The organism is Streptomyces aurantiacus JA 4570, assembly GCF_000414115.1.
GTDB lineage: Bacteria > Actinomycetota > Actinomycetes > Streptomycetales > Streptomycetaceae > Streptomyces > Streptomyces aurantiacus_A.
On the sequence record NZ_AOPZ01000109.1, the window covers coordinates 38,995 to 53,138 of the forward strand.

The 14,144-nt window shown below is 72.7% G+C and carries 11 protein-coding genes; 1 reads left to right on the forward strand and 10 read right to left on the reverse strand.

What is annotated here, in order from left to right; translation table 11 throughout:
* Nucleotides 1-3: 3 nt before the first annotated feature.
* From STRAU_RS13090 to STRAU_RS13110, 5 genes are all read right to left on the reverse strand, one after another.
* Nucleotides 4-1,554 carry a Wzz/FepE/Etk N-terminal domain-containing protein gene (locus STRAU_RS13090; RefSeq protein WP_016640776.1) on the reverse strand — a complete coding sequence of 517 codons (1,551 nt, stop codon included), beginning with the start codon at nucleotides 1,552-1,554 and terminating at the stop codon, nucleotides 4-6.
* Nucleotides 1,551-2,945: a Wzz/FepE/Etk N-terminal domain-containing protein gene (locus STRAU_RS13095; protein ID WP_016640777.1), complete on the reverse strand. Its 1,395-nt coding sequence runs from the start codon at nucleotides 2,943-2,945 to the stop codon at nucleotides 1,551-1,553. Before STRAU_RS13095 ends, STRAU_RS13090 begins: the two co-directional genes overlap by 4 nt.
* Nucleotides 2,942-4,204: a glycosyltransferase family 4 protein gene (locus STRAU_RS13100; RefSeq protein WP_037659050.1), complete on the reverse strand. Its 1,263-nt coding sequence runs from the start codon at nucleotides 4,202-4,204 to the stop codon at nucleotides 2,942-2,944. The genes STRAU_RS13095 and STRAU_RS13100 overlap by 4 nt, the downstream gene beginning before the upstream one ends.
* Complete coding sequence (locus STRAU_RS13105; RefSeq protein ID WP_037659054.1) at nucleotides 4,194-5,516, reverse strand: nucleotide sugar dehydrogenase; 1,323 nt, start codon at nucleotides 5,514-5,516, stop codon at nucleotides 4,194-4,196. Before STRAU_RS13105 ends, STRAU_RS13100 begins: the two co-directional genes overlap by 11 nt.
* A 73-nt stretch (nucleotides 5,517-5,589) precedes the next feature.
* Nucleotides 5,590-7,068 carry a sugar transferase gene (locus STRAU_RS13110; protein ID WP_037659057.1) on the reverse strand — a complete coding sequence of 493 codons (1,479 nt, stop codon included), beginning with the start codon at nucleotides 7,066-7,068 and terminating at the stop codon, nucleotides 5,590-5,592.
* A gap of 708 nt (nucleotides 7,069-7,776) precedes the next feature.
* Between STRAU_RS13110 and STRAU_RS13115 the strand changes: the two genes are divergently transcribed.
* Nucleotides 7,777-8,232 carry a helix-turn-helix domain-containing protein gene (locus STRAU_RS13115; RefSeq protein WP_016640781.1) on the forward strand — a complete coding sequence of 152 codons (456 nt, stop codon included), beginning with the start codon at nucleotides 7,777-7,779 and terminating at the stop codon, nucleotides 8,230-8,232.
* Here the strand turns inward: STRAU_RS13115 and STRAU_RS39000 are convergent.
* From STRAU_RS39000 to STRAU_RS13140, 5 genes are read right to left on the reverse strand one after another with little or no spacing between them, the layout of a single operon-like run.
* Nucleotides 8,223-9,704, reverse strand: coding sequence for a SagB family peptide dehydrogenase (locus tag STRAU_RS39000; RefSeq protein ID WP_016640782.1), 1,482 nt, complete (start codon nucleotides 9,702-9,704; stop codon nucleotides 8,223-8,225). The genes STRAU_RS13115 and STRAU_RS39000 overlap by 10 nt on opposite strands.
* Nucleotides 9,701-10,876: a hypothetical protein gene (locus STRAU_RS13125; protein WP_158692067.1), complete on the reverse strand. Its 1,176-nt coding sequence runs from the start codon at nucleotides 10,874-10,876 to the stop codon at nucleotides 9,701-9,703. The genes STRAU_RS39000 and STRAU_RS13125 overlap by 4 nt, the downstream gene beginning before the upstream one ends.
* A gap of 7 nt (nucleotides 10,877-10,883) precedes the next feature.
* Complete coding sequence (locus STRAU_RS13130; RefSeq protein ID WP_016640784.1) at nucleotides 10,884-11,840, reverse strand: hypothetical protein; 957 nt, start codon at nucleotides 11,838-11,840, stop codon at nucleotides 10,884-10,886.
* Nucleotides 11,837-12,622, reverse strand: coding sequence for a DUF5944 family protein (locus tag STRAU_RS13135; RefSeq protein WP_016640785.1), 786 nt, complete (start codon nucleotides 12,620-12,622; stop codon nucleotides 11,837-11,839). The genes STRAU_RS13130 and STRAU_RS13135 overlap by 4 nt, the downstream gene beginning before the upstream one ends.
* On the reverse strand, nucleotides 12,619-14,139 hold the full coding sequence (locus STRAU_RS13140) for a cytochrome P450 (protein ID WP_016640786.1): 1,521 nt from the start codon (nucleotides 14,137-14,139) through the stop codon (nucleotides 12,619-12,621). The genes STRAU_RS13135 and STRAU_RS13140 overlap by 4 nt, the downstream gene beginning before the upstream one ends.
* Nucleotides 14,140-14,144 lie beyond the last annotated feature (5 nt).

Below are 14,144 nucleotides of genomic sequence, written 5' to 3' on the forward strand. Positions count from 1 at the left end.
GTCCTACCGCCCCTCCTCGTCGCTGTCCGGGACTCGTGCGGCCCGGATCGGCAGCCGCTCCGTCCGCGGCCGGCCCGTCCCGTTCTGCCGGGCGGGCCGCCCGCTATGGCCCCGCAGCGCGATGTGCGTCCCGTCCCACAGCGTGCCGTCGGTCCGGTCACGCGGATCGGGGTCGATGAGCACCACACCGATCACCGGAATGCTCTGGTCCGCGAGCTGCCGTGCCACGGTGTGCAGCCATGCGGTGCTGCCGTGCCCGGCACGCACGACGAGCACGGTCCGGCCACCGAGGTACTGGAGGTCGGTCCACGCGGTGCCGGGCGCGACCGAGCCGACGCCGAGCCGGCGCGCCTGCTGCGCGGCGCCCTCGGCATGCTCGCCACTGACCACCTCCGGGTCTCCGGTGTTCCGGCGGCTGTTGGCGAGCTGCGGACCGGGCAGGCCGTCGACGACGACCACGGGCCCCTCCGCGGCCAGTGCCCGGGCGAGGTCCAGGGCGATCACGCTCGTGCTGCGCGCACAGCCCAGTTCAAGGAGCGACACCGGTTCGGTCGAGCCGCGCACGGTGCGGGCCAGGGTCGTGGTGAGCCTTGCCCGTGCCGCCCGGGTCCGTCGGCGCTGCCAGGGCCTGGCCGGCCCGCGGGGCGGGCGGCGCAGCTCCGCTATGACCGAGGCGCCCAGGTGCGCCGCGATCTCCCGGCGCAGCACGGGGCGGTCCGCCACCACCGCGCCGACCGCGGCCACCGCGAGTCCGAGGACGAGTCCGAGGAGGAGCCCGATCGCGGCGTCGGTGACAGCGGCCTTGGGCAGGGAGTGCCGCACCGCGCGCGGGGCGTCCACGATCTGTGTGCCGGCGATGAGCTTGGGCGTGCCGATGCGCGCCTCCTCGGCGCGCTGGTCGAAATCGGTGATCCGCGAGGTGAGTTCGGCCCGGCGGGCGAAGAGCGTCTCGATGCCCGCCGACGCCTCCGGGTCGCTCTCCGGCGATCTGTCCCCGATCGCCTTGTTGACCTTGGCGAGCTCGTCCCGCATTCGGTCGCGTTGGCCGCGCAGGGCCTTGGCCTCGGCGTTCGCGGCTTCCCGCATCCGCTTCACATGGTCCGCGACGAACGCGTCGGCGAGGGCCTTGGCCCGGGCCACCGCTTCCGTCTCGCTGGCACCCGTCACATCGATCTGGAGCAGGTTGTTGGTCAAGCCGGTGCCCCGGTAGTCCCGCATGAAGTCCTCAGGGTTTTCCCGGGAGTTGAGGGACCGCAGGGCCTTGTCGGCGATCCGCGTGGTGCCCAGCAGCTCGACGTCGGTGCGGATCAGCGTTCCGGTGTCGTTCGGCTGGTCCTCCTGATGCACGACAAGGACCTTGGTCACCGCGCTCGGCGGCGGCGGCACCGCGCTCGGCGGCGGCGGCCGCAGGACCGCCACCGCCGCGCCGGCCAGCAGTCCAAGGAGCGCCAGGGCGCACCAGAGGCGGCGGCGCCTGCGCACGGCCGCCATCAGTGCCTGCAGATCAAGCAGCGGAGCGGCGGCCGACGACTCCGCGGTCTTGCTCGTCGTCACACCGAACCTCCCGTCGCGTGGCCGCGCGCCGCGAGCGCCGGAGCGGCCTCGTCCGGAGGCTGCCCGGGGGACCGCGTCGGACGGGCCCGGACCGGGCCGGCGACGACGATGCCGACGACCTCATGCCCCGCGTCCGCACAGGCCCCGGCGATGCCGGCGAGTTCCCCGGCGGTCCAGCTGCCCGCGCTGAGCACGACCAGGGCGCCGGACTCGGTGCCGCGGTCCGGCACCAGCGGCCGGGACACCGAAACCCCCACCACCCGCAGCACGGGGTTTCCTCTGCGCGAAGAGCTCGGAGTCGGATCGCTCTCGGCCTCGGCGACGAGCTGCCCGGCCGCCCGGCGGGCGATCTCGTCGCCGTCCGGGACGACGACCAGCAGCCGCCCGGGGGCCGGCAGTTGGTCCCGGAGGCGAGCGAACACCCGTCGGTAGCGGATCTGCCTGCCGGCCTCGCCGCCGGACGGCTGCGGGGCCGGTACGTCCCACCGGGTGTCGAGGCCGAGGAGCCAGCGGATCCAGGCCCGCGGGCCACGGCCCTCGGGCCGGTGCGCGGGCCGTTCACCAGGGACGTCGACGGTGCCGAGGAGCATGGAGCCCAGCGCCGCGGCGATCTCAGGTTCGGTGCGCAGCCGGCGGCTCACCCGTGCGGCGGCGAGATGGCCGATGACCGCGGACAGGAAGAACAACAGGGCCCCGGCGGCGATGAGCTGCGTCCGCGTCGGCGCTGACTCGCCGGTCGGCCGGGCCGCCGGCCCCATGACGACCATGTTGGCCTTGTTGGCCGCCGGGTCGGCCTGGTCCAGCTTCTTCATGGCCTCCTGCAGCGCGGTACGCAACTTCTCGAGCTCTGTGCGGCCCTGCACGCTCTCCACGGTCTGCCCCGGATCGGCCGCCTCGGCCATGTCGGTGATGCGGCGGCCGGTCTGCACCACCAACTTCCGCAGCGTCTCGGGCCCGGCCGCCGCTTCGGGGTCGGTGGTGTCGCCCGCGAGCCGCGAGGCGAAGGCGACGAACTGCTGCGCGACTTGGTCGGAGAGCCGCTGCGCGCCCTCCGGGGTGTCGGCCGTCCCCGAGATCTTGATGATGTTCCCGTCGGCGGCCTTGGCGCTCACTCGGTCCCGCAGCTCGGTGCCGCTGACCTCGGGGCCGAGGGCGGCGGCGGCGCGGTCGACCACCGCCGAACTGGCCGCTATCTCCGCCTGGGTCAGCAGCTCGCGCTCCTCCCACTGCCCCGGCAGCAGTACCGATGCCGACGTCGTGTACCGCGGCGGAAACACCAGCGAGGTGCCGTAGCCGACGAGCGCGCCCACCACGGTGAGGACGGCGAGGAGCCGCCAGCGCCGGCGGAGCATCCGCCCGATCGTGACCAGGCGTATCGTGTCGTCGCTCAACGGCGCTGCCTCCTCGCCCGGACCGGGCCGCCCGCCGACACCGGCGCGTGGTCACGGCAGGCGGCGGCGTAGGCGGCGAGCAGCGACGCCTGCGAGTTCCGCCAGGAGAGCTGGCCGCTGATCCGCTCCTGGCCGATCTTGCCCATCCGGGCCCGCTGCTCCGGATCGTCCAGCAACAGCGCGATGAGCGCGGCGAATTCGGCCTCGTCGTTGGCGGGCGCGTAGACGGCGGCGTCACCGGCGGAGACGCGTGCCTCCCGGAGGTCGAACGAGACGATCGGCCGGCCCATCACCATGTACTCCAGGACCTTGTTCATGGTCGACACGTCGTTGAGCGGATTGCGCGGGTCGGGGGAGAGGCACACGTCGGCGGTGGACAGGTAGCGCACCAGGTCGGCGTCCGGGACGCGGCCGGTGAACTGCACCTGCTCCGAGAGCCCGAGCCGCCGGGACAGCTCCACCATCGCGTCGAAGGTGTCGCCCGCGCCGACGAACACCGCGTGCCAGTCGGTCCGTCCGAGCTCGTCGCGCAGTTTCGCGAGGGCACGCAAGGCGTAGTCGACGCCGTCCTGCGGGCCCATGACGCCCAGGTAGCACAGCAGATGAGGCTTGCCGCCCTTCAACTCCGGCTCGGGCGGTACGGGGTGGAACCGGTCGATGTCGGGTGCGCTGCGCACCACGAAGACGTCCTCCGGTCTCTTGCCGCCACGGTTCACCGCGACGTCCCGGTAGCTCTCGTTGGTGGCGATCACGATGTCCGCGGCCCGGTAGGTCATCCGTTCAAGGGCGCACACGGCGCGGTAGAGCAGGTCCTTGCCCCGGTCGAACCGGGAGAGGTACAGCTCGGGCACCAGGTCGTGCTGGTCGAAGACGAACCGCGCGCCGCGTCGCGTGAGCCACCGGGCGGGCAGGAACAGCAGGTCGGGCGGGTTGCAGGCGTGGACCACGTGGACCGGGCCGACCTTGCGGGCGAGGCGGGCCGTGTGCCACAGCGCCGATCCGTACTCCCGCAGATAGCCGGCAGGACCGCCGGTGGCCGCGCGCAACGGGTAGCGGTGGATCCGCACCCCGTCGATCTCCGCCTCCGGCTCCGTGTCCCGCTTGCTCCCCCGGGGGCAGACGACGTGCACTTCCCAGCCCGCGTCGCGCAGCGTGGTGCACTCCTGCCACACCCGCCGGTCGAACGGCACGGACAAGTTCTCCACCAGGATCAGCGCGCGTCGGCGCTGCCGGTCGCTGCCTTTTGCATTACCAAGCAAGGCCCATGTACCCCGGTTCAGTCCGGCGCGTCTCGGCGTCGGGTAGGTGGATGAGGTCGACGATCACTGGCCCTTCGCCATGGGGCAGCGCCGAGAGGACGGCCGGATCCCTGGTCCCGACCAGGCACACCTCGGCGTGCTCGAGGACCTCCTCGACGGAGTCCGCGAGCAGCTGCGCGAGGTGCGGCAGCCGGGTCTCGATGTACTCGCGGTTCGCACCGATCAGACGGGACAGGCTCACGTTGGCGTCGTGGATCTTCAGGTCGTAGCCCTTGCCGAAGAGTCTCTCCGCCAGCTCGACGAGCGGGCTCTCGCGGAGGTCGTCGGTGCCGGGTTTGAAGGAGAGACCGAACAGCCCAACCCGGCGCTTCCCGGTGCGCTCGACCAGCTCCACCGCGCGCTGCAGATGGTCGGAGTTGGAGGGCAGCACATGGGCGAGGATGGGCACCGAGACGTCGGCCCGCCGCGCCGCGTGGACCAGGCTGCGCAGGTCCTTGGGCAGGCAGGAGCCGCCGAAGGCGAAGCCGGGCCGCAGGTAGGCGGAGCTGATGTTCAGCTTGCGGTCGGCCAGGAACACGTCCATCACCTGGTGCGAGTCCACGCCGAGCGCCTGGCACACCGCGCCCAGCTCGTTCGCGAAGCCGATCTTGAGGCCGTGGAACGCGTTGTCCGCGTACTTGATCGCCTCGGCCGTCGGCACCGGCACCCGGAACACCTCGCCGGACAGGCCCTCGTACAGCGCCGCCACCACGTCGCCGCTCGCCGGATCGAGCTCGCCGATGACGGTCTTGGGCGGGTCGAAGAAGTCCCGCACGCTCGTGCCCTCGCGCAGGAACTCCGGGTTGACCGCGACCCCGAAGTCCACCCCGGCCGTGCCGCCGAAGTGCTTCTCCAGGATCGGTACCAGTAGGTTCAGGCCGGTGCCCGGGAGCATGGTGCTGCGGAACACTACGGTGTGCCGCCCGCCGCGCCGACGATCCGCCAGCGCGGCGCCGATCTGCTCGGTGACCCGTTCCAAGTACGTGGTGCACAGGCTGCCGTTGGGTTCCGACGGCGTACCCACGCAGATCAGCGACACGTCACTGTTCGTGATCGCCTCGCGGACGTCGCCGGTGGCGCGTAACGCCCCGGTCCGCACGACCTCGGCGACGAGCTCGCCGATCCGCTCCTCGACCACCGGGGCCTTGCCGTCGTTGACCAGGTCGACCTTCACCTGGTTCACGTCCACCCCGATGACCTCGTGGCCCATGCCGGCCAGGCACGCGGCCGACACGCAGCCCACGTAACCGAGCCCGAAAACGCTGACTCTCATGTCCCGTCCCTCCCCCCAGGCAGGCCCTTTCGGCCTGCGGTCCGCGCGCCGGTCGGGCGGCGCCCCCCGCGCATCAGTAGGCGCCCTGCCCGTAGCACACCGCACGCAGCGTCTTCCACAAGATCACCGCGTCCAGGGCGAGCGACCAGTCCTCCACGTACCGCAGGTCGAGCCGGACCGCCTCCTCCCAGGCCAGGTCGCTGCGTCCGCTGATCTGCCACAGGCCGGTGAGCCCGGGCTTGACGAGCAGCCGCCGGCGGATGTCCGGGCCGTACGCGGCGGACTCCTCCGGCAGCGGAGGCCGCGGGCCGACGAGCGACATCGATCCGGTGAGTACGTTGAGAAGCTGCGGGAGCTCGTCGATCGAGTACCGGCGCAGCACTGCTCCCACCCGGGTCACCCGCGGATCCCGGCGGAGCTTGAACAGCAGCCCCGCGCCCTCGTTGCGGTCGGCCAGCTCGGCGCGTGCCCCGTCGGCCCCGGCGACCATGGTGCGGAACTTGAAAATCGTGAACTCGCGGCCGCCCTTACCGACTCTGCGCTGGCGGTAGAGCGCCCCGCCCCGGCTGTCCACCAGGACAAGCAGCGCGACGAGCACCATCAGCGGCGCGAACAGCATCAGCAGGATCACCGCGCCCAGCCGGTCGACGACCTCTTTGACCGCCCGGCGGCCTCCGGTGAAGGTCGGCATGCTGACGCGCAGCAGCGGGATCCCGAGCACCGCGTCGACGTGCAGCCGCGGCCCTGCCACCTCCATCAGCACGGGGGCCACGACCATTTCGGCATCGCTGCCTTCGAGGTTCCAGGCCAGCCGCTGCAGCCGGTCCGGTGACCAGTGCGGATCCGGTGTGACCGCGACGACGCGGTAGCCGTCGCGGCGGACGTGGCCCGCGACGTCCGCCAGCCGGCCGACGACCGGCACGCCGTCCAGTTGGTCACCGTCGAGCCCGAGACCGTCCGTCGTGCACACCGCGTCCACTCGCCAGCCGAGGTGCGGGAACTTGCGGGCTCGGCTGATCAGGTCGCGCACGGTGGCCGGGCTCCCGGCAGCGAGCACCGGTCTCAGGCACCGCCCTTCCTTCCGCTGTTTGTGCAGCCGAAGGCGCAGCAGATACCGCGCGGTCATGGTGATGAGCGCGATCGCGGGGATCGCGACGAAGATCCAGAGCTTGATGTTGCGCGAGGTGAGGGCGATCCCGCCGAGCGCCAGTACGACGGCCGCCGTGAACAGCGAGCGTCCGAGCCTGCGGAATTCCTCGGCGCCCTGGCCGAGCACGGCCGGCGCCCACGACCGGCTCACCGCAAGCGCTCCCAGCACAAGGAGTTCGGTGCCGAAGGCGAGAATTCCCCATTTCTCGTGCCAGTTGGCCGCGTCCCGGGCCCCGAAGAAGGTGCCGATCGCCGCCACCACAAAAGCGGTGGTCACGGTGTCGCTGGTGATCACGGCACGGCGGTACCGCTGTTCCCAGTCGATGGCCGGCCGGCTGATTGCCCCGTTCGCCGGACGCTCGCGCGCCGACGGAAACGGGTTGACTAATTCCCCCTGCTGCACAGGACCCCCCCAGGTCGCCAGTGGTTCGACGCTTTCGCCTCACACTGTTCCGCGGGAGCTCCGCCCCCGCGCCGCGCTGTTCCTCCCCTCGGGAGGCCCCGCCTCCCGCGCCGCGCCGTTTCTCCCCTCGGGCGGCCCTGGCCCCCCGCGCATGACATCCCGGCTGTTTCAGCGCTGTTTGAACAACCCACCCTGACGGCAGCGACTCGCCGGTCCTGCCAGCACTCTTGTGGTGCGCGGTAACCCGTAGAAATCTCGGGTGCTCCCCGCACCCAAGGCCCCCTCTCGGGCCCCAAGAATTGGACGCCTCGTGCCCGAGCAGCTGAAGCACGGTCAATCTAGACCATCGTGGCCGTTATGAAGAGGGGATGTGTGCAACTTGTGCGCAACCTTTGAGATCGAGTCCAACGGCCGGTGATCACCCGGGCTGGTCTCCGTTGCGGGGGAGGGGGCCGTTGCGGGTGTGGCCCTGTGTGCCACGGGCCCGTCCCGTCGACGGAACATTTGCTCCGTGAGGTGGAGATCCTTCCGGTCTGCCGGAACTGTTTGGTTCAGGTCTATTGCAGCGATTTCCCATAAAAGGTTCGGTGGCACGCACAATGCAATGAAGGGCGCCGCCGCGGTGGCGGCGAGGGGGGAAGGGAGGAGGACGACGATGTCGTCATCGGTCTTACGTGAGAGGTGCGGGGGATACGGGGGGCGCCGGTTGTGTTCTCGCGTCTGTTGATCAAACTGGAGCAACCCCGGGAAGGCGAGGAGGGCTTCGCGCTCGCCCGGGGCGGACAGTTCACGCTGATGCCCGTGACGGTGACGGCACACTCGCGGCGTTGCCTCCTGCGGCGGCGCATCGACGCCTTCATCCAAGGCCACCTGGCCGACCCGACGTTGTCACCGACGTCGATCGCCGAGGCTCACCACATCTCCGTGCGCTACCTGTACCAGGTGTTCGACACCCATGACATGGCCGTCGCGGCCTGGATCAGATACTGCCGGCTCGAACGCTGCCGACGTGATCTGGCGGACCTGCGGTTGCGTTCCCGGCCCATCGGCGCGATCGCGTCCATGTGGGGCTTCTCGGACGCGGCTCACTTCAGCCGGGCCTTCCGGGCCGCGTACGGCATGTCGCCGCGCGAATACCGCAGGCGGCGGCTCGTTCAGGGCTGAGCGCCGGTCGCGGTCGCGGGCGCCCGGCCCACGGCGAGCAGATACAGGGCCTGGGACTCCCCTCTGGGCGCCACACCGAGAACGCCGTTGACGATGTCGTCGACGAAGCCGGTCACCCCGCAGGCGCGCAACTGCCGGGCCGCCGCGACCAGTTGGAGATTCTGCGCGATGTGCCCGGCCTCCATCAGCGCGATCCGGTACCCGCGCTCCAGGTACTTCGCCTGGACCCGCCGGAACGAGGCGGCGAGAAGCACGACGACGGCCGCGTCGTCGAGCACACCGCCGTGGGCCGAGTGCGCCGACAGCGCCTCACCGGCATCGGCCGGACGGCCCGTGCCGACGAGGGCGTGCGCGAGCGGGTCGTAGCGGTACAGCCCGCGCGGGAGCCCCGAGACCCGGCGCGCGTACGCGTACACGTCCAGCGGGTACAGCGCGCCGCCCGACGGAGCGGCCCGCAGCGGGACACTGCCGCCGTCGGTGGTGGTGGCCCAGCCGGTGACGCCCGCGGAGTAGTGCAGCAGGGCGGACAGCTCGTCCATGGTCAGCTCCGACAGGCCGAAGCGGCGGCGCGACCGGCGTCGGGTGATCGCTTCCTCCAGGGGCAGCGAGCGGGTCGCGCCGACATCGGGCAGCGGGTGCGCCGTGCCAGGCGCTGCCGCGGCCCGGTCGGCGGAGGCGGTCGCGCCGCCGGAGAGGTGCGGGGCGGGCTCGGTCGCGTACGCGCTGTTGATCGCGTCCCGTTCCCTGAAGTGATCGTGCAACTTGCTGTTCTCGTGCAGAATCCGGGACAGCCGGGGCAGGGGCGGCGCCCCCGCGCAGACCGGAGTGCCGCACCAGCGGCAGTCCGGATCCCTCGGGACCCGCCACGATTCCCTGACGACCCGTCCGTTCGCGCGCAGGCGCAGACTCAGCACGCGCCCCCACATCGACCGATCGGGACTTCCCGCCAGGCCGTGCCGCAGCGTCCCGAGGGCCTCGCTCAGGGCCAGCGCCGCGAGTTCGTCGGGCTTGGCCGGACCGTCGTCCGACGCCGCAGCCCGCCCGTGCGCGCCGCGCCCCGGACCTGCCGGGGGGTGACGCACCTCGTCGAGCCGGAAGCCGTCGTCGGCGGGGAGCAGGGCCGGTGCGAAGCAGCCGAGGCAGGGCGTCGAGGGCGGCTTCATCCAGGGACCGACGTACGCCGTCCAGGGGTCGGTGACGACACAGGGTACGAGCAGGGATTCCGAGGTGAGGACGGCCTCGTTGAGCGCGCCGCGCAGCCGCACCGCTTCCATCGTGTCGTCCGCGTCCAGCACGGCGACCACGCAGGCGGTCCGGCCGGCCGCCGCGAGGTCCGCGAGCCGGTCACGCAGGGCCCCCACGCTCGTCTCGACCGGGTGGCGGGCGCCTGCGAAGTGTTCGGGCCGTGAACCCTTCGGCACGGCCGAGCGCCGGGGGTCGAAGCCGACGAGAGCGAACGCGGCGCTGGTCATGCGGCGTCCTCCTTCTCCTTGGCAGCCTTGCCCTTGTCCGCCTGGCCGTTGGCCACCTCGCCGTTGTGCTCCGAGGCGTCACGGCGGAGCTCTCTCGTGTACGCGACCAGGAACGCGTCACGGCAGCGCGCGAGATCGCCGACCGCACAGTCGAGCACCGGCCGGGCGAGGTCGGCGGGCCGCGCGCTGAACCCGTTGAGGCGCGCCAGCAGCGGCACCCACGCCCGCCGGGGCGGATGATCCAGTACGGAGACGAACTCGTCGAGGACGGCGAGGCGCCCCTCGGCCAGCACGGTGCGCAGGTCGGCGGGGCCAAGATTCCGTACGATCTCGGCGGCGCGGGGCCCGATGTCCGCGCGGAAGGCGGCGGGGCCCACCGCGGGCCGCGTGACACAGGCGACGTAGCGACGGCTCCGCCAGGGAAAGTCGAACAGCTTCAGGCAGTACACCGGCCGCGGCCCCTCCCGCAGCTGCCGGAACAGCGCGGAGCGGTACGCGGACAGTCCGGCGAGCAGCACCGACGTCGCGCCCCAGTACTGGTCCAACGGGCCGCCGCACAGGAACAGTTCGGGCTCCTGCCCGCCGGTCCTGCGGCGTACCGCCGCGAGCGCCTCGGCATGCTCCCGTCGTTCGTCCGTCCCTCCGTCACGCGCGGTCCCGGCGCCGGCGGCCGCGGTGTGGTCAGGTGGCGGGGGCGGGGGAGTCGCGGGATCCAGGAGTTCCGCGAGACGCGACGACACGAAGGGCTGCCGGACCAGCGTCGGCCGCGGCTCCGTACGCCGCCACTCCTCCCGGAACCGCGCGAGCGACGCCGGGAGCCGCCCCGCGCTGCGCAGGGCCTCCGGCAGGATCGCGTCCTCGACGGCGAGCACCCGCTGCTCCTGGGCGAAGTCGGCCGGTGAGGTGTCGGCCAGCTCGACTATCCGGTCCACGTCGAGCCCGGCCCGCCCGGCCGGGGACAGCAGGAACCGTACGGTGATCACGTCTTTGCGCAGGTGACCGGTGAGGGCGCTCAGCCCGGGCAGGCGGCCGAGTTCGCGCCCCAGCAGGTGCTCGGCGAGGTGAGCCAGCGGGAAGACGGGGCGCCAGCCGGGATGGCGCGGGGTGTGCAGCGTCAGGGTGGTCCGCTCCAGGGCGCGCAGCTCCGCCACGGCGGCGCGAGTGAGGTCCATCGCGCCGTCACCCACGCTCCGCCGTCGCCGCGGCATCCGGTGCCGCGGCGCCCGCGCACGCCGATTCCAGCAGGGCGAGAGCCGCCAGCATGGTGCTGTGCCGGGCCTGGCGTGCGTCGATCCGGGGATGGTTCCAGTCTCCCTGGGGCCGCTGCAGACGGCGCAGCGTCGCGACGAGCCGGTGGAAGTCCTCGTCCCGTGCTCCGCACAGCGACAGGCACAGCGCCGACTCGGCGCACAGATCCGCCCACCCGTACCTCTCGAACGTCGGCGCGTGCGTCCGCAGGAAGCGCAGGTTCCGCCGCAGCGGACGGGGATCCGCCCCGGTCCGGCGGAAGGTGCCGAACGCGAACAGCACCGCGTGGGTGTGGAAGTACGCCTGGGTCAACAGCCGTTCGGGGCCGGTGAGGCCCGCCGCGGCCTCGTCGGCGGTGACCGGCACCGGCAGGGCGCGCGCCATGGCGTGCTCGCCCATCTCGTCGAGGTTGTGGGCCAGGCACAGGGTGTACAGCGGCGGCAGGCGGTCCGCGGCGGGCAGCGAGCGCGCGCATGCCTCCAGCGCCTGGCCGACGAACCACTCGGCGGCCGCCTCGCCCGGACGCCGGACGCGGAGCAGATGGGCGAGCATGGCGGCACCCAGCAGATCGGCGCCCCCGGTGTCGGCCCCGTGGACGACCGCGTCCCCGGCGTCCCGTGGGGCGTCCGCCGGCAGCGCGCAGGCATCGTCCAGGAGCACGTCGAGCCGGTCCCGCCACCCCTGCGTGTCCTCGGGGCACAGCGAGGCGAACCGCACGAGCAGCATCTCGTAGAACCACGCCTCGTCCGCCAACGGCAGGACGGGGAACGAGCCGTCGTGGGCCCGGCCGACGCCGCGAGGGTGCCGCAGCGAGCGCAGCGCCGCCGAGGCGGCCGCCAGGTCCCGCGCGCCGGGCGGGCGCCCGGCAGCGGGCTCGCGCAGCGTCATGACGAGGCTCCACGGGAGGCGCCCAGGTCGGACATGCGGACGATGCCGTTGACCAGCATGCGGTCCTCGCCGTCGGTGGCGCCGATCACCCACTCGCCCGGCAGCAGCTCGGGATTGTCCTCCAGGGGCAGGTCGGAGACGACGACCGGCGCGGCGGGCGCCGCTTCGAACCGGCGTACCTCCTGGATGCCCACGGTGTTGTAGCCGACCTTCACGACGGTCGGGCCGGTCAGCTCCTCGAGCCCGAGAACCAGCCGCAGCACACGGCGCCCCTGCTCGTCGACCGCCTCGCCCAGGTCGGCCTGCCCCAGGGACAGAGGCGAGGTGAACTTGTCGGGGAACACCGGTACGTAGGGCCGTACTTCGCCGCGCCGGTTGTAGGTCAGCACCGAGGAGTACAGCATGTAGCCCTCGTCGTCGTGCACGGCGACGTTCACGTAGCTCTTGGCGCCGTCCTTCAGCGCGACGAGGGTCTCGGTCGTCCCGCCGGGGGCATCCGGGCGGAGCACCAGGCCCGACTCCCGCACCTCGTTGAGGAGCGGGAAGCTGTAGGTGTGCTTGACCGCGAAGGGCTTGGTCAGGCCCTCGACGCGGGTGGTGCACCGCAGTTCCACCACTCCGGGCGACGCGAGGCGCCCCGAGTGACTGCAGTGCACGGCCGCCGTGCGCGAAGCCAGCGTGGGGCTGATGACGTAGCGCGCCATCGCTTCCTCGAGCGACCGCCCGGCGAACTCCTCCTTGCGCATCAGCCCCGCGACCAGCCTGGTCGTCGCCTGCCTCATGGTGACTCCTCTCGTTGCCCGGCGGATTCCCGTCGCAGGGGGACTGCCCGCAGCCTCGTTCCGGGGCTGGGGCGCAGAATGATGCCGACGTCGGCCGTCGGCGGCTCGCCGACGGGTTCGATCCGGAAGCCCTGGAGCACCCGGGTCAGGACAACCCCGGCGGTGACCTGCGCCAGCATCCGGCCGGGGCAGGACCGGCGGCCGCCTCCGAAGGGGAAGTACGCGTACCTGGGCGCCCCGGCCGCCGCGTCACCGAGCCACCGGTCCGGGAGGAACTCGTCGGGCCGCGGGAACCAGCGCCCGGAGCGTTGGATGCTGTACGGCGAGGCGAGCAGCACGGCCCCCGCGGGCAGTCGCACACCGGAGAGCTCACAGGGCCGCCCCGTGGCCCGCATGATCGTCCACGCCGGGGGACACAGCCGCAGCGCTTCCGTGAACACCGCCTGGAGCAGCGGCATCCCGGCCAGATCGGCCGGGCCCGGGGCCCGGCCGCCGACCGTCGTCCCGATCTCGGTACGCACGCGGCGGGTGACGTCCGCGTCGCGGCTGAGCAGCAGCAGCGACCAGGCCAGCGCGGTGGCCGTCGACTCGTGCCCGGCGATGAGGTGCGCCAGGACCTCGTCGCAGACCTGGTCGGGGGTCAGCGGCTCCGCGGCGCGTCCGTCGTCCGATGCGGTGTCGGGCGGCGCCGTCAGCAGCCCGACGAGGTCGTCACCGCCCGCGTGCGAGGCCACCAGCCGGAGCACCGCGGCGCGCAGCTCCCCGGCGGCGTGGGCGAAGGCGCGCTCGACGCGCGCGCTCGGCTCCGCGCCGGCCGGCGCGGACTCCAGGGCGTGGATGCACTCCATCACCGTCCGCAGATGACGCCCGAAGGCGCGCAGGTCGAAGTCGTCGTCGGTGCCGCACAGGTGCCGCAGGACCGCGGCGAGGGTCAGGGTGCGCATCTCCTCGTGGATGTCGGGGATGTCGTGACTACCGGGGATACAGGGGCTGCGGGGGCTGTCGGCGGCGCCGTCCACTCCCACCGCGCCCGTGCCCGCCCAGCTCCGCAGCCGCTCGTCCGTGACCTCCGCGACCACGCGCGCGGCACGCCGTACATACCGGGCCCCCGTGATCCGCATGCTTCTGCGCCGCGACCGGGCCCAGGCGGGCCCCTCGCTGGTCAGCACGTTCTCGCCGAGGACCTGCTTCCACCGCTCCATCTTCGGTTTGAAGAACGCGGCGTCGTGGTCCGTGAGTACGACGTCCACGGCGTCCGGGTCGCTCACGACGAGGCAGGCGCCCGGACCGGTGTCGAGGCGGGCCAGCCGGTGCGCGCTCTCCTTGGCCGACCGGCGCAGCAGGCCCAGCGGCTCTCGGCGCAACTCCTCCAAGTGCCCGCCCGGGGCCGGGCCCTCGCCTGCCTCGGCCCGTTCCGCGTCGTCCTGCCCGGCGTGTGCCGGACAGCGCGCCGGGGACGGCCCCGAGGGGCTCACCAGGGGTACGGCCTTCCAGCTCATCGGGAACTCTCCGCTCATCGGGG

Excerpts from the sequence above, each read along its gene's own strand:
- STRAU_RS13105 (WP_037659054.1), bottom strand. The coding sequence starts at position 5,516 with ATGAGAGTCAGCGTTTTCGGGCTCGGTTACGTGGGCTGCGTGTCGGCC.
- STRAU_RS39000 (WP_016640782.1), bottom strand. The coding sequence starts at position 9,704 with ATGACCAGCGCCGCGTTCGCTCTCGTCGGCTTCGACCCCCGGCGCTCG.
- STRAU_RS13125 (WP_158692067.1), bottom strand. The coding sequence starts at position 10,876 with ATGGACCTCACTCGCGCCGCCGTGGCGGAGCTGCGCGCCCTGGAGCGG.
- STRAU_RS13130 (WP_016640784.1), bottom strand. The coding sequence starts at position 11,840 with ATGACGCTGCGCGAGCCCGCTGCCGGGCGCCCGCCCGGCGCGCGGGAC.
- STRAU_RS13135 (WP_016640785.1), bottom strand. The coding sequence starts at position 12,622 with ATGAGGCAGGCGACGACCAGGCTGGTCGCGGGGCTGATGCGCAAGGAG.
- STRAU_RS13140 (WP_016640786.1), bottom strand. The coding sequence starts at position 14,139 with ATGAGCGGAGAGTTCCCGATGAGCTGGAAGGCCGTACCCCTGGTGAGC.